This window comes from Arthrobacter melezitosi, from assembly GCF_054511055.1.
In genome coordinates this window covers 213239-232472 of the sequence record NZ_JBTNDJ010000001.1, presented here as the reverse complement: position 1 = coordinate 232472, position 19234 = coordinate 213239, and the positions used below count along the sequence as shown (strand labels likewise).

The following is a 19234-nucleotide window of genomic DNA, read 5'->3' as shown; positions in this document are numbered from 1 at the left end:
GCGACCGGGTTCACGAGGGCCTATTCTGCGAGGGCATCGCGGACCAGGGCCTTGAGCGTGCTCTTTTCGGCCAGCCCGAGGATCCTCGCGGAGACCCGGCCCTCCTTGTCGAGGACGAGGGTCGTCGGTACGGCCTGGGGCGGCACGTAGCTCGTCATGGCGAGGAGCACGCCGCCGTCCTTGTCATTGAAGCTCGGGTAGGGAATCTTCCAGTTCCGCTCGAACGCGTTGGCCGTGGCCTTTTCATCCCGGACGTTGACGCCGTAGAACCGGGCGCCCTGCGGCCCGAACTCGGAGTGCAGCGCCACGAAGTCCGGGGCTTCCTTCCGGCAGGGCGCACACGCCGCGTACCAGAAGTTCAGGACGGTCACCCCGCCTGCCCACTCGGAGCTCGAGACCTCAGTACCGTCGAAGAGCGTGCCCGAGAGCTGGACGGGTTCGCCCCGTTCGGATTGCGCGTACTCGGTGACGGAACCGTCTCCGGCGATGTAGTTCTTGTTGTCGCCCGCCGCGGCCTGCTGGGCCAGCGGGTCGTCCGCGGCACATCCGGCAAGGCCGAGGGAGGCGGATACGCCAAGCGCCACGGCCGCCCGGAACAGGGGCAGCGAGCGGAGCGCGCGTGCGGTTTTTGGAGGTTTCACGGCTTCTTCCAGTTTTCTACAACGTGTAGTAATTCTACTATGCTCCCGGGATGTTCGCCGCTCCGGGAAGAAGATCAGCGCACGGCTCCTCGTAGCGGACCCGGATGATCTCGCCGCCGTCGAAATCAAGGGAGGTGATCGAGGTCAGCGTGCATTCGCGCTGCCGGGGATCGTGCCAGAGCCTGCGGCGCTCGGCGGCGAGCCTGGTCACCCAGATCGGCAACTGGTGGCTGACGAGGACGGCCTCGACCGGACCGGTGGCGCCGTCGCCGAGTGCAAGCGCCTGCGCGCGTGCGTCCTGCACCGCCGCCATGACCCGGGTTACCTGGTCGGCGTACGGCTCCCCCCAGGAGGGGCGGAAGGGGTTCGTCAGCAGGGGCCAGTACCGGGGGTGGCGCAGCCTGCGCTTCACCCGGGACATGCCCTCGAATCGATTCTCGGCCTCGAGGATGCGGTCCTCGGTGTGCACCGGCAGGCCCAGGGCCTCGCCGAGCGGCTGCGCCGTCTCCTGCGCCCGGACCAGCGGAGAGGCCGCGAGGTAGACGATGTTCGCCCCGTCGCTGCGCCGCTTCTCGAAGTGGGCCGCCATCTGGCTCGCCATCCGGCGTCCCAGCTCGGACAGGTGGAACTCGGGGAGGCGCCCGTAGAGGACACCTTCGGGGTTGTGGACCTCACCGTGGCGCACCAGGTGGACGGTTGCAAGGGACATTTGCCCAGTTTCTCAGAATTCCGCCACCGGGCTAAATCCGGACGGTCGGGCCGGGCGGGGCACTTCCCGAAGCGGCCGGGGGACGCCCGGGCCCGGATCCGGAACCCATCGGGAATAAAACATGCAAAGGCATGCTTCTGTATAGTCATAAGCCTTCCACTTTCATCAAGGAGATAATTCATGAGCATTCCCTCAGGCCTCACCAGCGGCTCCTGGTCCTTCGACCCCGCCCACAGTGAGATCGGTTTCACCGTCCGCCACGCCGGCATCAGCAAGGTCCGCGGCAACTTCGCAGACGTCGATGCGACCATGGTCGTCGGTTCCTCCCTGGAGGAGTCGAAGGTCACCGCCACCGTCAAGACCGCCTCGTTCCAGTCCGGTGACGAGAACCGCGACGCCCACGTGCGCAGTGCCGACTTCTTCGACACCGAGGTCTTCCCCGAGATGACCTTCACGTCCACCTCGGTCGAGACCAAGGGTGAAACCTACAAGATTGCCGGCGATCTCACGATCCGCGGCATCACCAAGCCTGTGATCCTTGACGCCGAGTTCAACGGCGTCGCGGTCGATCCCTTCGGCGCCACCCGGGCAGGCATCTCCGGCCAGACCACGATCTCGCGCAAGGACTTCGGCCTGACCTGGAACGCCGCCCTCGAGGCCGGCGGAGTGCTCGTCGGCGACAAGGTGACCATCTCGGTCGACGCCGCCTTCGTGGCCCCCTCGGCCAACTAATTCCTTCCTCCGGGTGGCTCTCCGCCCGGATCTGCAAAGCGCCGCCGGCCGTCCTTCGGGACCACCGGCGGCGCTTTGCGTTGGGCGTCCGCCGGGGGCGGGCCGGCGCTCCGGACGGTCCGCCCCGGCGCCGCGGGGCGCGCCGGATCGAACCCCTAGACTCTGCGGACGGGCGCGGTAGGGTGAACGCAAGATCCGGCAGGTCGCGAAACGGCAGGTGCCGGCAGTCCCTACCCAGCACGCCTGACGAACGGATGCAGCCATGAGCACCCCTCCAGAGAACCCCAATCCCACCCCCCAGGACCCGGACTCGCCCCGGTACGGCCAGAACCAGGATCAGCCCCGGTACGGGCAGAACCCGCCGCCCGCCTACGGGCAGAACCCGCCGCCGTCCTACGGGCAGAACCCGCCGCTGTACGGCCAGCAGGGCCAGGGGCAGCCGCCGTACGGCCAGCAGGGTTATGGGCAGCAGGGGCAGCAGCCGTTCGGCTACCAGGCCGCCCAGCCCTCCGGTTACGCCTATCCCGGTTCCGCCTCGCTGCCGGACACCACGAAGGGTCCCGCGCCCCAGCGGATCGTCACGGCGTCCTGGCTCATTCTGGCAGCGGCCGTCCTCGGGCTCATCGGCACAATCGTCACCTCGCTGGACCCCCTGGCCGGATTGACGCCGGAGCAGCTCGAGCAGTTCGAGGCATCGGGGGTCGCGCCTGAGTCAGTCAGCGGCATCGTCACGACGGTCGGTATCGTCATCGGCGTCCTCTTTGCCGCCTTCTACGTCCTTCTCGCCCTCATGATCCGCAGGGGCAAGAACTGGGCCCGGATCACCCTGACGGTCCTCGTGGCCCTGTCCGTCATCGGGTTCCTTGTCGGTCTGGCCGGCGCCGCCCCCGTCGACCTCCTGTCGACCCTCTCGCTGCTGCTCGTCGTCGCAGGGGTCGTCCTGTGCTACCTCAAGCCGGCAAGCGAGTACTTCAAGCCCGCGCCTCCACGCTACTGAGATCCGCCTACTGTGCCGAGCGGGCGTCGGTGACCGATTCGATGGCCGCATCCTGCGCCCGCTGGGCGTGGTAGGCGAGGATCTGCAGTTCCGTCGACATGTCGACCTTCCGCAGCTGGACGTGCGGAGGCACCTGTAGCACCACGGGGGCGAAGCTGAGGATGCTGCTGATCCCGCTGGCCACCAGCCGGTCGCACAGCTGCTGGGCGACCGGCGCCGGCACCGCCAGCACCGCCATGTTCGCCCGGGTCCGCTCCAGGACAGGCTCGAGCTCATCGACCGCGCTGACCCGCAGCCAGCCGACCTCCGAGCCGATGACCATCTGGTCGGCGTCGAACAGGGCCACTATTTCGAAGCCGCGCGAGGCGAACCCCGAATACCCGGCGAGCGCCCGGCCGAGGTTGCCGATCCCGATGATGGCCACGCGCCAGTCCAGGGTGAGGCCGAGCGCACTGGAGATCTGGCGGTTGAGGTACTGCACGTCGTAGCCGACCCCGCGCGTGCCGTAGGAGCCCAGGTAGGAGAGGTCCTTGCGCAGGATCGCGGAGTTGACCCCGGCGGCGTCGGCGAGCCCCTCGGAGGAGACCCGTTCGATCCCCTCGGCCAGCAGCGAATTCAGCGCCCTCAGGTAGATGGTCAGGCGGGACAGGGAAGCGGGCGGGATCCGGCGCGCGCCATCGGCGCTCAATGAGTGAAGCTCGGGCACGTTCGGCGTCGTCACTGTTATCTGCTCCATTGCATCGGGTGGCCCGCCAAGGCGGCACCGGTTCCGGTCGGCGCCCCGGAAGAACCCCGACTCGAAGTACCTCCACCATATGCCGCTGGGGTCGGGGCCACCAAGTGCCCGGCGGTGCCCGGGCCGGTCCCCCTCGCCAACCCCTCGGGCCGGCCGGCGGGTTGGTGGAATGCGGCGCGGATGGGCCCGCGCGGAGGTCCGATGGGCAGCGGCGGACGACCTACAGCGGCAGGGGGTGCCTGAGCACTCCCTGCGGTGTCCCCCGGCCGGAGAGGATGCGGCAGCAGTCGAGGGCGTCCAGTTCGAGGGGGGCGCTCCCCGCCCCTCCGTCCCGCACGAACCGGCCGCCCGCGGGCCCGGTGAGCGCAAGGTGGAAGGGGTCGGCGTGGAGTGTCGACCATTCGGCGATGATGTCCTCGACGATGCGCCCGTCGTGGTCCCGGGTCGGGTTGAGGGACCTGCCGGTCGCCCTGCAGATATCGATGCGGTGCATCCACACGTCGCGGGTGAACCCGATATCGAAAAGGTAGCGCAGCGGCTGCCATCCGAAGTCGACACCGTCCATGCTGCCCAGGGGAAGCACCCGGAGCGCTCCAACGGCGGCGGGCAGCCGCCTGCGGGCCTTGAGCGCCGCGCCGGATGCGCGCTCCCACCGCGCGGGAATGTCGTCGGGGGCAAGGCCGCTCCTGGCTTCGAGCTGGGCCTCGTTGACTCCATCGACCCAGTGCCGGCCGCCGATTCGAGCGGTGAGCCGGCGTCCCCGCCGCACCTGGCGGAGGAATTCCCGGGGCGAGGCCTGCGCCTCGGCCGAGGCGGTGACGTGCACGGCGACGTCGCGCACGGTCCAACGGGTGCAGTCGGTCTCCTTGCCCCAGTCCCCGGCACCCAACTGCCGCAGGAGCTCAAGGAACCGGCGGTTTTCCTCCGCGGCCAGCCGCATGGCTTCCCCGTGGCCAATCCTGGCGATCGCGGCCACGTCGGTTGGAGGGCGTTCTTCGGTCATGGCCAATCCCTGCCTTCGCTGGAGCCTCCACGGGACCTCCTGGGATGGGGGGTAGCTCAAGCGTAGAACTGTCGGCCCCGTTGGCAACAGGTTTCCCGCCGGGCGGGACCGGGGGGAACTCCCCCGGGGGGTCCCGGCGCAGCCCGCGGACCGGCGGGGTGTACCTACGGCTGCAGTAGGCGCCGCAGCCGCTCCTCGTCAATGGTCCAGAAGTCGCGCTGGACGCCGTCGATCATGAGCACCGGAAGTTCCTCGGCGAACCGCTCGAGCAGCTCGGGCGCGTCGGTGACCGACTGCTCCCGCCAGCGCAGGCCGAGGGAGGTCGTCACCCGGTCCACGACGGCGCGGGCATCCTCGCAGAGGTGGCACTGCGGTTTGGTCACAAGGACGACGTCGGGCGTCGGCTGGTCCGGCTGGATGGTCATCCCTTCAACCTACCTTTCCGGCGCCCGGACTCCGGGCACCGCTCATTGGCTAGACTTTCATCATGCCTGCGGCCACCGGGAAGGATGTTCCCTCCTCCTTCGACGCGGCCGGCACGCCGGAAGCGGCGGCCTTCTTCGACGTGGACAACACCCTGATGCGCGGGGCCAGCCTCTTCCACGTGGCCCGGAAGATGTATTCGCGCCGCGCGTTCACCCTTCGGTTCGCTGCCGGCCTTGCCTGGAAGCAGATCCGGTTCGTGATGCGCGGCGAGACCATGACCGACGTCAACGCGGTCCGCGACGCCGCGCTCGCCTTCGCCATCGGCATCGCCCACGCCGACATCCTCGCGCTCGGCGAGGAGGTCTACGACGAGATGATCGCCTCCAAGATCTGGCCCGGGGCCCGGGCGCTGACCGACCAGCACCTGGCCGCCGGGCGGAAGGTATGGCTGGTGACCGGCACCCCGGTCGAGGTGGCCGGCGTCATCGCCAAGCGGCTCGGGCTGACCGGCGCGCTCGGCACCGTCGGCGAGGTGGCGGACGGCCTCTACACGGGACGGCTGGTCGGGGAGTTCCTGCACGGCGCCGCCAAGGCCGCGGCGGTGAAGGAACTGGCGGCCCGGGACAACCTCGATCTTGACCGCTGCTGGGCCTACAGCGACTCCTTCAACGACATCCCGCTGCTGAGCGCGGTGGGGAACCCGGTGGCCATCAACCCCGACTCCCGGCTGCGCCGGCACGCGCGGGCGAACAACTGGCCGGTCTTCGACTTCCGCAGCGGCCGCCGCGCCGCCACCTTCGGTCTCCGGGCGGCGACCGGGATTGGCGCCGTCTACGGGCTGTGGCGTGGGTTCGTGAAGCTGCGGACCCGCTGACGCCGCGGTTAACCACGTCCGGCCCACCGCTCCAACCGATGGTTGGGGCTGCGGACCGGGAAAACTGGAAGGGGAGCCGCCGCACGGCGGCCCTCCAGCTGTGGAGCAGAGGAGCGGTGCCCTACTTCTTGTTGCGGCGCTGGTGGCGGGTCTTGCGAAGCAGTTTGCGGTGCTTCTTCTTGGCCATACGCTTGCGGCGCTTCTTGATTACTGAACCCACAGAGTCCTCACAAACTTAATAGGAATCCAGGCGGCTGCCTCCGCTGCGAAAAGCAACGCAGGACCACCCGGTGCTGACATGGGCACGCGCGAAGTGGCGCGGGCCCGGTAAAACCGGTAGTTGCACGGCAGCTAAAGACCGTGCAAAACGTTCCTTAACAGGGTACAGCCAATTATTGGCACCCCTGACCGGCGCTCAGGCCGTCGCCGACTGCCCCTCAACCTGCGCGTGGCGGAGGTAGTCGGCAACCGCGGACTCGGGAACGCGGTAGGACCGTCCAAACTGGACGGCCGGCAGTTCCCCGGAATGGACGAGTCGGTAGACGGTCATCTTCGACACCCGCATGACCTCGGCGACTTCCGCCACCGTCAGAAACTGCACATCCGAGAAGTTCCCGTCTGCCATCTCACCACTATTCCTTTACTTGAAGGCTTTCCACCCTGAGACCGGCATTTGAACTGATGCCGGATGCAGGCGATGAACGCCGCCTCGAAGCATGAGGATTTCCTGCCTAGGACGGTACTCTAGTGGCACCTGTGACAAAAGTGAAAGCCCCTGTGGTAGGGGGACTCTCCCGCCCGGTCCACGGGGGCCCGGCGGCCGGGACAACAGGGAGCCCCTGCGCCGGAAAACCTACCGCTCGCTGTCTTTCCGGCGGCGGAGCTGGGAGATAAGGTCGGCCGCCCGTTCCGCGGCGCGCCCCATCGTCCGGCCGATCTGCTGCTGCCGTGTGGCCTCCGCCGCGGCCCGGGGCGACCCCGCGGGCGCGAGGGCCACCGCCGCCAGCACTTCGGCAGCCGGGGCATCGGCTTCGGGCCGCTCCGGTACCGGCCCTGCCACCGGGGCCGCCGGCCCCACCAAGGCGGCCGGGGGTGCCTCCGGTGCCACCGGCGCTTCGGGCGCTTCGGGCGCGGCCGCGGCCGGCTCGGTCATGATTCCGGCGATCCAGTCCTGCACGGTGACCAGCGGCGCGGCCTCAAGGGAGTAGAAACGCTTCTGGCCCTGGGCCCGCATCGTCACCAGGCCGGCCTCGCGGAGCACCTTAAGGTGCTTTGACACGGTGGGCTGGCTGACGCCGAGCTCCCCGACGAGCTGCCCCACCGATTTGCCTTCGGCGCGCAGCGATTCGAGGATGTCCCGTCGCGTGCGCTCGGCGATGACTGAAAACACGGCGTCGATACCCATCCATTCACCCTAGCGATATATGCCCCCGACGGCATCACGACCCGCTGGCGCCCTCAGTCGAACCACGGGTCGAGCCCGTGCAGCGGGAACACCGCACGGCGGGTGGCCATGACCGTGCGGTCCAGGTCGTCGCCCGGGTCGTAGCCCACTTCCCAGGACCGCCACCAGGTGTCCGCGCCGTCGCCCATCAGCGCCGGCGGAGTGGAGCCGTAATGCTCCCGCACATGGTCCCGCCAGGCCTGCGGCACGGGCGTCGACGGCCCGACCTGCGCTCCGGCGGCCACCGCGATGAGTAGGCTCCACGACCGGGGGACAACGTTCGCCAGGTTGTATCCGCCGCCGCCGGTGGAGATCCACCGCCCGCCGCACAGCCGCTCAGCGAGGTCGCGTGCGGCGACCATCATCGCGTGCTGCGCGTCGACGCTGAGCCGCAGGTTCGTCAGCGGATCGGCGACATGCGAATCGCAGCCGTGCTGGCTCACGATCGCCTCGGGGGCGAACACCTCCGCCAGCTGGGGCACGACGGCGTGGAAGGCGCGCAGGATGGCGGCGTCACCGGCGGAGGTCGGAAGGGCCACGTTGACGGCGGTTCCCTCGGCGTCGGGGCCGCCGGTCTCGTTGGCGAAACCGGTGCCGGGGAACAGGCTCATTCCGGTCTCGTGCAGGGAGATGGTCATCACCCGGGGCTCGTTCCAGAAGATGCTCTGCGTGCCGTCCCCGTGGTGGGCGTCCACGTCGAGGTAGAGCACCCGCTGGATCCCCGAATCCAGGAGCCGCTGGATGCTCGCCGCGGCGTCGTTGTAGATGCAGAAGCCGCTGGCCGCCGCGCGCCCCGCGTGGTGCATGCCGCCGCCGAAGTTCACGGCGTGGAGGGCGGCACCCGACACGATGGCGTCGGCGGCCGCGAGCGAGCCGCCGACCAGCCGGGCGCTGGCCTCGTGCATCCCGGCGAAGCCCGGGGTGTCGGCGGTGCCGATGCCGAACTCCGGGCGCACGATCTCCGGATCCGCGCTCGCCGCACGCACCCCGGCGATGTAGGCGGGGCTGTGCACGGTGGCCAGTTCGGCGTCGTCGGCGACGTACGGGGGCACCACGGACACCGAGGGAAGATCAAGCAGCCCGATCTCCCGCGCCAGGCGGGCCGTTAGCGCGAGCCTTGCCGGATTCATGGGGTGATGCCGGCCGAAGTTGTAGGCCAGCATCGCATCCTCCCAGACCACGTGTGTGGGAGGCGCGGGCGCGGAGGAATTAGACATTGCCCTCAGGCTACGCGATGCCCCCAGGTTCGGCCACGAAGCACCAGTGAAAGTGATTTACTACTCCAAGGACAACATTCGGGCCGCTGCGGCGGCATCACAGCGACGGGGCAAGCGGCGTCAATGGTAACTCAGCAGCCTTCGTGGCTGAGGGAAGAGCGGAGTGGGCTCTCCCGCCTCCTGGCGGGCGTGCGCGACTTCCTAGACGGGTTTGCCAACAGCTCCCCGGCGCGCCTGGCCCTGACCATCTTCGTCGCGGTCATCCTCCTGTTCACGGGCCTGCTGAGCCTTCCCGCGGCCTCGAGCACCGGTGAGGCGACCGCCCTGCACGACGCCTTGTTCACGGCTGTCTCGGCGGTGTGCGTGACGGGGCTGACCGTGGTCTCCACGGCCACGCACTGGTCCTTCCTGGGCCAGCTCATCATCCTGCTGGGCATCTTCATCGGTGGCCTGGGCACCCTCACCCTGGCCTCCCTGCTGGCCCTGGTGGTGAGCCGGCGCCTTGGCGTGCGGGGCAAGCTCATCGCCCAGGAGGCGCTGAACAACGCGGGCAGGCTCGGGGAGATCGGCACCCTGCTGCGCATCGTCATCACCACGTCGGTGGTGATCGAGGTCGTCCTCGCCCTGGCGATGATCCCCCGCTTCGTCGTACTCGGGGAGCCATTCGGCCAGGCGGTGTGGCACGGGATCTTCTACTCCATCTCTGCCTTCAACAACGCCGGGTTCACCCCGCACTCCGACGGACTCGTCCCCTATCAGACCGACCTGTGGATCCTGGTTCCCCTCATGGTGGGGGTGTTCCTCGGCAGCCTCGGCTTCCCGGTCATGATGGTCCTGCTCCAGACCCGCTGGCGGTACCGGAAATGGAACCTCCACACCAAGCTGACAATCACCGTGTCGCTGGTCCTGCTCGTGTTGGGCACCGCCGCCTGGGGCGCCCTGGAGTGGGCCAACGCCGACACCATCGGCGGGCTGAGCACCAGCGACAAGCTGATCCATGCGGTGTTCGCCTCGGTCATGACCCGCTCCGGCGGATTCAACCTGGTCGACCAGGCGGCGATGGACTCCACGACGATGCTGCTGACCGACGCGCTGATGTTCGCCGGCGGGGGTTCGGCCTCCACGGCGGGCGGTATCCGGGTGACGACCATCGCCGTGATGTTCCTGGCCATTGTGGCCGAGGCCCGGGGCGACTCGGACGTGCGGGCCTGGGGGCGCACCATCCCCCAGGGCACGCTGCGGGTGGCGATCTCGGTCATCTTCATGGGCGCCACGCTGGTCCTGGTGGGCTCCGGCGTGATCCTGGCCATTTCCGGCGAGGGCCTGAACCGGGTGCTGTTCGAGGTGATCTCGGCCTTCGCGACGTGCGGCCTGAGCACCAACCTCAGCGCCGAACTGCCCCCGTCGGGCAAGTACGTGCTCGCGGCTTTGATGTTCGCGGGCCGGATGGGCACAATTACCCTTGCCTCAGCCCTGGCCCTGCGCCAGCGCAGCACCCTGTACCACTACCCCGAGGAAAGGCCCATCATTGGCTGACAGACCAGCACACAACGCCCCGGTCCTGGTGATCGGTCTTGGCCGGTTTGGTGCCGCAACAGCCGAACAGCTCGTCAAGCAGGGACGCGAGGTCCTGGCGATCGAACGGGACGGACAGCTGGTGCAGAAGTTCGCCGGCACCCTGACCCACGTCGTGGAGGCGGACGCGACGAACCTCGATGCGCTGCGCCAGCTCGGCGCCCAGGAGTTCACGGCCGCCGTCGTCGGCGTTGGCACCTCCATCGAGTCGAGCGTGCTGATCACAGCGAACCTGGTGGACCTGGGCATCGACCACCTGTGGGTGAAGGCGATCACCCCCTCGCACGGGAAGATCCTCAAGCGCATCGGCGCCAACCACGTCATCTATCCCGAGGCCGACGCCGGGCAGCGCGCCGCGCACCTGGTGGGCGGCCGGATGCTCGACTTCATCGAGTTCGACGACGGCTTCGCGATCGTGAAGATGTACCCGCCGAAGGAGACGCAGGGGTTCACCCTCGCCGAGTCCTCCGTGCGCTCCAAGTACGGGGTCACCATCGTGGGAGTGAAATCCCCGGGTGAGGACTTCACCTACGCGCAGGCCGATACGAAGGTCTCCGGGCGGGACATGCTGATCGTGTCGGGCCACGTGGACCTGTTGGAGCGCTTCGCCGCCCGCCCGTAGCTCCCGCGCCGCCGCCCGCGGCGGCCGGAGTGCCGCCGGGCTCAGCTGTCGCCGAGTTCCCGCGTGATCTCGGCGGCGCGCTCGGTGGCCGCGCGGGCGCCGCGCGCCACGATCCCCGCCAGGTCCTCCCGGTCGAAGGCCTCAACGGCGCTCTGCGTGGTCCCGTTGGGGCTGGTGACGGCGCGGCGCAGCGCGGCGGCGTCGGCGCCGTCCTCGGCGAGCATGAATCCGGCGCCGGCGACCGTCTCGTTGGCGATCAGCCGCGCCAGGTCCGCCTCCAGCCCCAGTTCCTCGCCCGCCGCGGCCATCGCCTCGGCAAGGTAGAACGCGTACGCCGGCCCGGAGCCGCTGACCGCCGAGAGCGCGTCCACCAGCTCCTCGGGGATTTCGACGACGGTCCCGGCGGCGGAGAGGAGGTCCCGGGCGGTGCGCAGGTGGTCCGGCCCCGCGGAGGCGCCGGCGGAGATGGAGAGGACACCCCGGCCCAGGCGTGAGGGGGTGTTGGGCATGGTGCGGATGACGGCCTGCCCGGCCGGCAGCGCCGATTCGATCATGGCCGTGGTCACCGCCGCGGCCACACTGATCACGAGGGCGCCCGGCCGCAGCGAGGGCGCGATCTCCCGTGCCAGGGGCAGCACGCCGGCGGGCTTGACCCCGACGATGACGACGTCCGCCGCCGCAGCAGCGTCCCGGTTGGCATCCGGGCTCTCCCCGGAGGCGAGGACCTCGATGCCGTACCGGCCGCGAAGTTCGCGGGCCCGGTCGGGGCGCCGGACGGTGGCCGTGACCGCGGCGGGGTCGAGCCCCGCGGTGAGCAGTCCGCCGAGGATCGCCTCGTTCATCGATCCGGTGCCGAGGAAGGAAAGGTGCGGGGTAGTGGTGCTCATGGGTCAATCCTGCCACGGAGCACTCCCAGCGTTCTCCCAGCGTATTCGCCGGGGAGTCACATGATGGGCCGGTAGCGTTCTTGGTACCTCATGAAGGTGCGAGTGATGAGGACCGGATTCTCCTGATCCGGTCCGGCGCCGCTGGTAAGCCAAGTGTTCCCCCAGTACTTGGCCACACCGGCGGCGTCACTGCGTTAACCGGGGTTTCCGCGGCCGCTGGCCGGCCGCCGGTGGTGCCGGCGCTCAGCCGCCCAGGTGCTCCCGGGCGAAGGAGAGCGTCTCGGCGAGCCACTGCTCGCGCTCGCCCGCGCCGCGGGCCTTGCGCGTGCTGACCTCCACCGCCACCACGCCGCCCCAGCCGGAATCCCGCAGGTGCTGCAGCGCCTCGGCGCACCGCTGCTCCCCCTGGCCCGGCAGGAGGTGCTCGTCCTTGCCGTTGGCGGTGCCGTCGGTGAGGTGGACGTGGCTGAGCCTGCCGCCCAGGCCCCGCATCTCCGTGAAGGAGTCCATCCCGGCGATCGCGGCATGCGAGAAATCCCAGGTAACGGCGTCGTAGGGTTCGGGAACCGGGTTCCAGTGCGGCAGGTAGGCCTTCGCCTCGCGCCCCCGGACCTTCCACGGGTACATGTTCTCCACGGCGATCTTAATGCCGTACTCGGCGGTGACCCGGCGGATCCCCTCGGCGAAGTTCTCCGCGTAGCCGGTCTGCCAGCGGAACGGCGGATGCACGATGACGGTCTTCGCGCCCACCTCGGCGGCCATCGCCGCCGACATTTCGACCTTCGTCCACGCCCGGCCCCACACCTGCTGGGTGAGCAGCAGCGTCGGGGCGTGGATGGCCAGGATCGGCTGCTCGTATCGGGCGCTGAGGCCGCGCAGGAGGTCCGGGTTCTGGCTGATCGAGTTGTTGGTCACCATCACCTCGACGCCGTCGTAGCCGAGGTCCTGCGCCATCGCGAAGGCGTCGTGCACCGACAGCGGGTACACCGAGGCGCTGGAGAGGGCGACGGGAATGGTGGACCGGGAGTCCTCGGGGGGCGTCATTCCGACCGGCCCTTCCCGCGGGCCGGACCGATGCACGGTGCCCACGCCCGTCTCCAGCCCGCCTCCACGCATTCTTCCGCCATCCGTCGAGCCACTCATCCTGTCCATTGTGGGCACCCGGCGGCACCTCCGTGCCGCTGCGGGCCTACTTCCCCGCCGCTACCTTGCGCTTGGCCGGGGCACGCCGGGTCGTCTTCTTCGGAGCCGGGCCCTTGGCCCGCTTCTCCGCGAGCATGTCGATCGCCTGCTCCCGGCTGAGCTCCTCGAGCGCCATCGAACCCGGAACGGTGATGTTCGTGATGCCGTCGGTGATGTACGGGCCGAAGCGGCCGTCCTTCACGACGATCGCCTTGCCGCTCTCGGGGTCGTCGCCGAATTCGGCCAGCGGCGGGGTCGCGGTGCGTCCGCCGCGCTGCTTGGGCTGGGAGTAGATCTCCAGGGCCTGCTTGAGGGTGATCGTGAAGATCTCCTCCTCGGACCCGATGGAGCGGGAGTCGCTGCCCTTCTTCAGGTACGGCCCGAAGCGCCCGTTCTGGACGGTGATTTCCTTGCCCTCGGCGTCCTCACCGAGGACCCGGGGCAGGTTCATGAGCTTGAGCGCCTCCTCCAGGGTCACCGTCTCGACCGACATCGACTTGAACAGCGAGCCGGTGCGGGGCTTGACCTTGGCGGGCTTCTTGGGCGGCTTCGGCTTGCCGTTCTTGTAGTACTCCACCGGCTGGGCCGCGAGCTCCGCCTCGGTCGGCTCCGGGATCAGTTCGATCACGTAGGGCCCGTAGCGGCCGTCGCGGGCCACGATGGTGCGGCCGGTTTCGGGGTCGACGCCGAGCACGCGCTCCTGGGAGACCGGGGTCTCCATCAGCTCGACGGCCTTCTCGGCCGTCAGTTCATCGGGGGCGAGGTCCTCGGGGACGTTGGCGCGCTGCGGCTCGGTGCCCTCGGGCGCGTCGGCCGGCAGCGGCTTCTCCAGGTAGGGCCCGAACTTGCCCACCCGCAGGGTGATGCCGTCGGCGATCTCCACCGAATTGATGCGGCGGGCGTCGATTTCCCCGAGGTCGTTCACGATGGTGTGGAGCCCGGTGTCCTTGCGGTCCCCGTAGTAGAACCGGTCAAGCCATTCCACCCGGCCGGCCTCGCCGCGTGCGATGCGGTCGAGGTCCTCCTCGAGTTCCGCCGTGAAGTCGTAGTCGACGTAGTCGTTGAAGTGCTCCTCGAGCAGGCGCACCACCGAGAACGCGATCCAGCTCGGCACCAGGGCCTGGCCGCGGACGCGCACGTACCCGCGGTCGACGATCGTGGACATGGTGGCGGCGTAGGTCGAGGGCCGTCCGATGCCGCGCTCCTCGAGGACCTTGACCAGGGACGCCTCGGTGTAGCGCGGCGGCGGTGAGGTCTCGTGTCCGAGGGCCTCGATCGCCTCGGCCCCGAGCGCGTCGCCCTTGGCGACGTTCGGCAGCCGGGTTCCCTGGCCGGCGTCGTCGTCCCCGTCCTGGTTGCGGTCCGCGTCGCGGCCCTCCTCGTACGCGGCGAGGAAGCCGCGGAAGGTGATGACGGTGCCCGAGGCCGAGAATTCGGCGTCGCGCCCATCGGCGCTCACGGCGCCGAGGCGCAGCGAGGCGGTCGAGCCTTTGGCGTCGGCCATCTGCGAGGCGACGGTGCGCTTCCAGATCAGCTCGTAGAGCCGGAACTCATCGCCGCGCAGCGACTTGGCGACCTGCGCCGGGGTCCGGAAGGAGTCACCGGCGGGGCGGATCGCCTCGTGGGCCTCCTGCGCGTTCTTCGACTTGCCCTTGTAGAGGCGCCGGGCCTCGGGCACGTACTCCGCCCCGTACAGCTCCGAGGCCTGCCGGCGGGCGGCGTTGACGGCCTGGTCCGAGAGCGCCGGGGAGTCCGTACGCATATAGGTGATGTAGCCGTTTTCGTAGAGCCGCTGGGCGACCTGCATGGTGGTCTTCGAGGAGAAGCGCAGCTTGCGGGCGGCCTCCTGCTGCAGGGTCGACGTCGTGAACGGCGCGGCGGGGCGGCGGGTGTACGGCTTGGTCTCCACCGAGCGCACGGTGAAGGCCGCGGCCTCAAGGCCTGCCGCGAGCGACCGGGCGGACTGCTCGTCGAGCCGCACGACGCCGGAGGCCTTCAATTCGCCGCGGTCGGTGAAGTCCTTGCCTGAGGCGATGCGGCTGCCGTCGACGGAGACGAGCTTGGCGGGGAAGGCGCCGCCCTTGGCGGCGTCCTCCGGGGTGAAGGTGCCGGTCAGGTCCCAGTAGGAGGCCGCGCGGAAGGCCATGCGTTCGCGTTCGCGCTCCACCACGAGCCGCGTGGCGACGGACTGCACGCGCCCGGCGGACAGTCCGCGGGCCACCTTGCGCCACAGCACCGGCGAAATCTCGTACCCGTAGAGGCGGTCGAGGATCCGGCGGGTCTCCTGGGCGTCGACCATCGGGATGTCGAGGTCGCGCATCTCCAGCAGGGCGCGCTGGACGGCTTCCTTCGTGATTTCGGGGAAGGTCAGCCGGTGCACGGGAACCTTGGGCTTCAGCACCTGGAGCAGGTGCCACGCGATGGCCTCGCCCTCGCGGTCACCGTCGGTTGCGAGATAAAGTTCGTCGGCGTCCTTGAGGGCGGCCTTGAGCTCGGCCACCTTCTTCTTCTTGTCGGAGGACACGACGTAGTACGGCTCGAAGTCCTTGTCGATGTCCACCGCGAACTTGCCCACCGAGCTTTTCTTCATCTCGGCCGGGAGGTCGGAGGGCTGGGGGAGGTCACGGATATGGCCCATCGAGGCGGCGACCTCGAAGCCCTCCCCGAGGTAGCCGGCGATGGTCTTGATCTTGCCGGGTGACTCGACGATGACGAGCTTTTTTCCGTGCTTTTTGTCCGATGCCTTAGTGGGCACTTCTCTCCTCGATACGGGGGTGCTGAGCCAGTCCGTCAATGGCGCCCGGCGGGGGTTCCGCTGCTGGCCCTACCCCACCCAGTATGCGGTATGCGTACCTGCATTAGGGTAGCGGCAGAATTCAGGGGGCCGGAATCAGGAATCCGTCGAGCACGAGCCGGCGGGCCATCGCGAGCAGCTTCGGGACGAATTCCGGGTCGTTTTCGCCGAGGAGCACCGCGAGCGCACCGGCGATCTGGCCTGCCGTGAGATCGCCATCGCAGGCCGAGGCGAACCCGGCCAGTTCGGTACTCAGCAGGGTGGTGCGCCGCAGGCCGGCGCCCTGCCGGAGCAGGATCACGCCGGGGTGCTCGGCCCCGGGCCGCTGGTGGCGCTCCTCGGTGACGTCCCCGGCCACCAGGAGGTATTCCCAGGTCAGGTCCCTGCCGTCGGTCCCGTCCTGGGACGCCGCGGGGGATGCCAGCCAGTCGCCGCGCCCGATGGCCGCCCCGAGGTGGGGGCCCAGGGGCTGCTCGACCTCGTGGGTGATCTCCTCGCACCGCACCTGCGCCGGCGCAGAGTCCGGGGTGCGGCGCAGCCAGATGTAGCCGAAACCGACGGCGTGGACCCCGCGGGAGGCGAAGTCGCCGAGGTAGTCCGCATAGCGCCGCACGTAGCCCGCGCGGTCCCGGTTCTCGGCGGCGTCGCGCAGCCACGTCTCGGCGTACTGCAGCGGGGACTGCACCTCCCGCTGGATGATCCAGGCGTCCGTTCCCTCCGGCAGCCATCCGCGGATCCGCTCGTCCCAGGCCCGGCCGGCGGGGATCTCCCAGTTGCCCAGCAGCTGCGCGGTGCCGCCCTCGGTGAGGATTCCGGGCAGGCCGGCCAGGAGTCCGGAGACAATGTCGTCGCCGGGCAGGCCGCCGTCGCGGTAGGTGAACTGGTCCTCGGGGGACTCCGCCGCCGAGCGCGGTGTGATCACGAACGGCGGGTTGGACACCACGAGGTCGAAGCGTTCCCCGGCCACCGGCTCCAGGAGGCTGCCCAGCCGGAGCGAGACCCGCGCCTCAAGGTCGGCGGGGTCGATCCGCAGCGGCCCGGCGTTGAGCAGCAGGTTGAACCGGGTGAAGGCCAGGGCCCGCGGCGAGATGTCGGTCGCGGTGACGTGTTCGGCGTGGGAGAGCAGGTGGAAGGTCTGGATGCCGCACCCGGTGCCCAGGTCCAGGGCCGTGCGCACCCGGGGACGTACGGTGATCTGCGCCAGGGTGAGGGACGCCCCGCCGATGCCGAGCACGTGGTCGTGGCGCAGGACGCCGGGGCGCTGCAGGGCGCCGAGGTCGCTGGCCACCCACAGGTCGCCGTCGGCGTCGGAGGAATAGGGGCGCAGCTCGACGGCGGCGCGCCGGGGCGTGTCCGGGCCCGGGGCGTCCACGGGCTCGATCAGGCGCAGCGCCTGCAGCCCGTCCGCGCCGGTGCCCGGGAAGGCCGAGTCGAGCTGGTCCTGGGTGGGGGTCCCGCCGGCCAGCCACAGCAGGATGGGAACCACCAGCGGCGAGGGGGCCCCGGTGCGCAGCACCTCCTCGCAGGCCAGGAGCACCGGCACCAGCTGGTCGCGGTTCAGCGCCGCGTAGGCCTCCTCGCCGACGAAGTCCGCCACTCCGCCGACCGTGTAGTCCAGGGCGGCGAGGTCGGTGGCCAACGACTCGAGCAGGCCCGGGTGCAGCGCCGAGGGCGCATCCGCCACGTCCTTGTCGAAGCTGCCCACTATGCCGCCCCGGCCGCGGTCGCCTCCGCCTCGTCCGTCTCGCAGCCCTGCGGGCAGCGGAGCGTTTCGGGGCGCGATGCGCAGTCCGCGCAGTACAGGGTGAGGTTGCGGCAGGCGGAGTTCGAGCAGTTCTCGAACTTGTTCGTCGCGGCCGTGCAGCGCGCGCATTTGCCGATGGTCACGGCGTCGCTGCTGAATTCGAGGTGCATCCGCTTGTCGAAGACGTAGAGCGATCCCTCCCACAGGCCCTTGTCGCCGTAGGTCTCCCCGTAGCGCACGATGCCGCCCTTGAGCTGGTAGACCTCGGAGAACCCACGGTTGACCATCAGGCTGGAGAGGACCTCGCAGCGGATTCCGCCGGTGCAGTAGGTGACGACAGGTTTGTCCTTCAGGTCGTCGTACTTGCCCGATTCGAGTTCCGCCACGAAGTCGTGGGTCGTCGAGACGTCGGGCACGATGGCGCCCTTGAAACGGCCGATCTGCGCCTCGAGGGCGTTGCGCCCGTCAAAGAACACGACCTCCTCGCCCTGGCTGCGCTTGGTGTCGATCAGTTCGTGGAGTTCCTCCGGCCGCAGGTGCGTCCCGCCGCCGATCACCCCGTCCGGTCCGACCTTCAGTTCACCGGGTGCGCCGAAGGAGACGATCTCGTCGCGGACCTTCACGCTGAGCCGCGGGAAGTCCTCCGCCCCGCCCTCGGACCATTTGATGTCCATGGTTTTGAAGGCCGGATACTCGCGGGTGGCCTTCACATACCGCTTCACGGCGTCGAGGCTCCCGCCGACAGTGCCGTTGATGCCGTCCTTCGAGATCAGGATGCGCCCGCGCAGCCCCAGGCTTTCGCACAGGCTCCGCTGCCACAGCCGGACCGCGTCCGGGTCCGGCAGGGGAGTGAAGGCGTAGTAAAGGACGATCCGGTTCAAAGGCACGGGTTAAAGGGTACGTTGTGTCTCAAAATCGTCACTGTCCTCCGGCGCTGTGTTTTTTGGCCCCTCCTCCATCTATCGTCAGTGCATGGGCACACAAGGAAGCAACGATCTCCTCTCCACCTGGATCACCGGGTGGGCCGCCTGCCGCGGCTACGACCGGCAGGATGACGGGCGCACCACCTCGGTGGTGCTCACGGACAAGGACGGGCGGGACGAGCATTTCCTCTACGAGCCGTCCGAGGAGCTCCTGCTTCAGGTGGCCGCGGAGACCAAGGCCGACCCGAACCGGGTGCTGACCGTCGCCACCAACCGCATGGAGGAGCTGATCGCGGTGACCCAACCGCTGGAGCTGCGCGTGGTGGACCGGGCGCAGTGCCTGATGAGTGCCGAAATGGCCGACCAGGACGTCGAGGACCCGAAGGCCCCCGATGGGTACGTCCTGGTGCGCCGCGACGAGCCGGGCTGCCGCCGCGTGGAGGTCACCTTCGAGGGCCGGCCCGCGGCCCGCGGCGCTGTCTCGGTCGTCGGTGACTTCGCGGTGTATGACGGCATCGCAACCGAACAGGAATTCCGCCGCCGCGGCCTGGCGAGCTTCGTCATGCGCGCCCTCACCGCGGCCGTGCTCGAGGACGACGTGCGGATCGGCCTGCTGATGGCCACGGCCGACGGGCGCGAGCTCTACCAGTTTCTGGGCTGGCAGCAGCTGGCCGACGTGTTCGTCCTAAGGGGATAACCGCCGCCCGCGTGCCGTCCCCGGCGGGCGG

20 protein-coding genes are annotated in these 19234 nt (G+C 69.5%); 6 read left to right on the top strand and 14 right to left on the bottom strand.

What is annotated here, in order from left to right; translation table 11 throughout:
• Positions 1-20: 20 nt before the first annotated feature.
• A complete protein-coding gene (locus ACX80W_RS01135) occupies positions 21-641 on the bottom strand; it encodes a TlpA family protein disulfide reductase (RefSeq protein WP_459279649.1) in 621 nt (206 codons plus the stop codon).
• Positions 642-678: 37 nt separating this feature from the next.
• Entirely contained in the window at positions 679-1350 is a 672-nt protein-coding gene (locus ACX80W_RS01130) for a histidine phosphatase family protein (protein ID WP_459279647.1), read from the bottom strand.
• Between the two features lie 180 nt (positions 1351-1530).
• Here ACX80W_RS01130 and ACX80W_RS01125 point away from each other — a divergent pair, with 180 nt between their 5' ends.
• Entirely contained in the window at positions 1531-2082 is a 552-nt protein-coding gene (locus ACX80W_RS01125; protein WP_459279645.1) for a YceI family protein, read from the top strand.
• Between the two features lie 262 nt (positions 2083-2344).
• The gene (locus tag ACX80W_RS01120; RefSeq protein ID WP_459279644.1) at positions 2345-3079 is read left to right on the top strand and encodes a hypothetical protein; all 735 of its coding nucleotides are present in this window, start codon (positions 2345-2347) and stop codon (positions 3077-3079) included.
• A 7-nt stretch (positions 3080-3086) separates the two neighbouring features.
• Here ACX80W_RS01120 and ACX80W_RS01115 read toward each other — a convergent pair whose 3' ends face one another.
• From ACX80W_RS01115 to ACX80W_RS01105, 3 genes are all read right to left on the bottom strand, one after another.
• Positions 3087-3800, bottom strand: a complete 714-nt coding sequence (locus tag ACX80W_RS01115) for a redox-sensing transcriptional repressor Rex (RefSeq protein WP_459279643.1) — start codon at positions 3798-3800, stop codon at positions 3087-3089.
• 235 nt (positions 3801-4035) lie between these two features.
• The gene (locus ACX80W_RS01110; RefSeq protein WP_459279641.1) at positions 4036-4818 is read right to left on the bottom strand and encodes a maleylpyruvate isomerase family mycothiol-dependent enzyme; all 783 of its coding nucleotides are present in this window, start codon (positions 4816-4818) and stop codon (positions 4036-4038) included.
• Between the two features lie 164 nt (positions 4819-4982).
• Positions 4983-5243 (bottom strand): glutaredoxin family protein, encoded by a 261-nt coding sequence (locus ACX80W_RS01105; protein ID WP_459279639.1) that lies wholly within the window; start codon positions 5241-5243, stop codon positions 4983-4985.
• A 62-nt stretch (positions 5244-5305) separates the two neighbouring features.
• Between ACX80W_RS01105 and ACX80W_RS01100 the strand changes: the two genes are divergently transcribed.
• The gene (locus ACX80W_RS01100; protein WP_459279637.1) at positions 5306-6118 is read left to right on the top strand and encodes an HAD family hydrolase; all 813 of its coding nucleotides are present in this window, start codon (positions 5306-5308) and stop codon (positions 6116-6118) included.
• A 121-nt stretch (positions 6119-6239) separates the two neighbouring features.
• On the opposite strand, the gene ACX80W_RS01095 is transcribed toward ACX80W_RS01100, so the two are convergent.
• The 4 genes from ACX80W_RS01095 to ACX80W_RS01080 all read right to left on the bottom strand — a co-directional run bounded on the left by ACX80W_RS01095 (position 6240) and on the right by ACX80W_RS01080 (position 8779).
• Complete coding sequence (locus ACX80W_RS01095) at positions 6240-6338, bottom strand: 30S ribosomal protein bS22 (protein WP_003792170.1); 99 nt, start codon at positions 6336-6338, stop codon at positions 6240-6242.
• Between the two features lie 195 nt (positions 6339-6533).
• Positions 6534-6743, bottom strand: coding sequence for a helix-turn-helix domain-containing protein (locus ACX80W_RS01090; RefSeq protein ID WP_459279635.1), 210 nt, complete (start codon positions 6741-6743; stop codon positions 6534-6536).
• A 228-nt stretch (positions 6744-6971) separates the two neighbouring features.
• Entirely contained in the window at positions 6972-7523 is a 552-nt protein-coding gene (locus ACX80W_RS01085) for an ArsR/SmtB family transcription factor (protein WP_459279634.1), read from the bottom strand.
• A gap of 53 nt (positions 7524-7576) precedes the next feature.
• On the bottom strand, positions 7577-8779 hold the full coding sequence (locus ACX80W_RS01080) for an acetoin utilization protein AcuC (protein WP_459279632.1): 1203 nt from the start codon (positions 8777-8779) through the stop codon (positions 7577-7579).
• A gap of 123 nt (positions 8780-8902) precedes the next feature.
• Here ACX80W_RS01080 and ACX80W_RS01075 point away from each other — a divergent pair, with 123 nt between their 5' ends.
• Entirely contained in the window at positions 8903-10315 is a 1413-nt protein-coding gene (locus ACX80W_RS01075) for a TrkH family potassium uptake protein (protein ID WP_459279630.1), read from the top strand.
• On the top strand, positions 10308-10976 hold the full coding sequence (locus tag ACX80W_RS01070; protein ID WP_294568425.1) for a potassium channel family protein: 669 nt from the start codon (positions 10308-10310) through the stop codon (positions 10974-10976). Before ACX80W_RS01075 ends, ACX80W_RS01070 begins: the two co-directional genes overlap by 8 nt.
• Before the next feature lie 41 nt (positions 10977-11017).
• Here the strand turns inward: ACX80W_RS01070 and proC are convergent, their stop codons facing one another.
• The 5 genes from proC to trhO all read right to left on the bottom strand — a co-directional run bounded on the left by proC (position 11018) and on the right by trhO (position 18470).
• Complete coding sequence (gene proC / locus ACX80W_RS01065; protein WP_459279627.1) at positions 11018-11863, bottom strand: pyrroline-5-carboxylate reductase; 846 nt, start codon at positions 11861-11863, stop codon at positions 11018-11020.
• Between the two features lie 243 nt (positions 11864-12106).
• Positions 12107-12907, bottom strand: coding sequence for a sugar phosphate isomerase/epimerase family protein (locus tag ACX80W_RS01060; RefSeq protein ID WP_459279626.1), 801 nt, complete (start codon positions 12905-12907; stop codon positions 12107-12109).
• Positions 12908-13052: 145 nt separating this feature from the next.
• Positions 13053-15800 carry a type I DNA topoisomerase gene (gene topA, locus ACX80W_RS01055; protein ID WP_459279624.1) on the bottom strand — a complete coding sequence of 916 codons (2748 nt, stop codon included), beginning with the start codon at positions 15798-15800 and terminating at the stop codon, positions 13053-13055.
• A 121-nt stretch (positions 15801-15921) separates the two neighbouring features.
• Positions 15922-17544 (bottom strand): DUF7059 domain-containing protein, encoded by a 1623-nt coding sequence (locus ACX80W_RS01050; protein ID WP_459279622.1) that lies wholly within the window; start codon positions 17542-17544, stop codon positions 15922-15924.
• Positions 17544-18470 carry an oxygen-dependent tRNA uridine(34) hydroxylase TrhO gene (gene trhO, locus ACX80W_RS01045; RefSeq protein ID WP_459279620.1) on the bottom strand — a complete coding sequence of 309 codons (927 nt, stop codon included), beginning with the start codon at positions 18468-18470 and terminating at the stop codon, positions 17544-17546. The genes ACX80W_RS01050 and trhO overlap by 1 nt, the downstream gene beginning before the upstream one ends.
• 85 nt (positions 18471-18555) lie before the next feature.
• Between trhO and ACX80W_RS01040 the strand changes: the two genes are divergently transcribed.
• Positions 18556-19203 carry a GNAT family N-acetyltransferase gene (locus ACX80W_RS01040; RefSeq protein WP_459279618.1) on the top strand — a complete coding sequence of 216 codons (648 nt, stop codon included), beginning with the start codon at positions 18556-18558 and terminating at the stop codon, positions 19201-19203.
• Positions 19204-19234: the final 31 nt, after the last annotated feature.

What these genes read in the sequence shown, in the direction of transcription:
- ACX80W_RS01130 (WP_459279647.1), bottom strand. Translation starts at nt 1,350, where the DNA reads ATGTCCCTTGCAACCGTCCACCTGGTGCGCCACGGTGAGGTCCACAAC.
- ACX80W_RS01125 (WP_459279645.1), top strand. Translation starts at nt 1,531, where the DNA reads ATGAGCATTCCCTCAGGCCTCACCAGCGGCTCCTGGTCCTTCGACCCC.
- ACX80W_RS01120 (WP_459279644.1), top strand. Translation starts at nt 2,345, where the DNA reads ATGAGCACCCCTCCAGAGAACCCCAATCCCACCCCCCAGGACCCGGAC.
- ACX80W_RS01110 (WP_459279641.1), bottom strand. Translation starts at nt 4,818, where the DNA reads ATGACCGAAGAACGCCCTCCAACCGACGTGGCCGCGATCGCCAGGATT.
- ACX80W_RS01105 (WP_459279639.1), bottom strand. Translation starts at nt 5,243, where the DNA reads ATGACCATCCAGCCGGACCAGCCGACGCCCGACGTCGTCCTTGTGACC.
- ACX80W_RS01100 (WP_459279637.1), top strand. Translation starts at nt 5,306, where the DNA reads ATGCCTGCGGCCACCGGGAAGGATGTTCCCTCCTCCTTCGACGCGGCC.
- ACX80W_RS01090 (WP_459279635.1), bottom strand. Translation starts at nt 6,743, where the DNA reads ATGGCAGACGGGAACTTCTCGGATGTGCAGTTTCTGACGGTGGCGGAA.
- ACX80W_RS01085 (WP_459279634.1), bottom strand. Translation starts at nt 7,523, where the DNA reads ATGGGTATCGACGCCGTGTTTTCAGTCATCGCCGAGCGCACGCGACGG.
- ACX80W_RS01080 (WP_459279632.1), bottom strand. Translation starts at nt 8,779, where the DNA reads ATGTCTAATTCCTCCGCGCCCGCGCCTCCCACACACGTGGTCTGGGAG.
- ACX80W_RS01075 (WP_459279630.1), top strand. Translation starts at nt 8,903, where the DNA reads ATGGTAACTCAGCAGCCTTCGTGGCTGAGGGAAGAGCGGAGTGGGCTC.
- proC (WP_459279627.1), bottom strand. Translation starts at nt 11,863, where the DNA reads ATGAGCACCACTACCCCGCACCTTTCCTTCCTCGGCACCGGATCGATG.
- ACX80W_RS01060 (WP_459279626.1), bottom strand. Translation starts at nt 12,907, where the DNA reads ATGACGCCCCCCGAGGACTCCCGGTCCACCATTCCCGTCGCCCTCTCC.
- ACX80W_RS01040 (WP_459279618.1), top strand. Translation starts at nt 18,556, where the DNA reads ATGGGCACACAAGGAAGCAACGATCTCCTCTCCACCTGGATCACCGGG.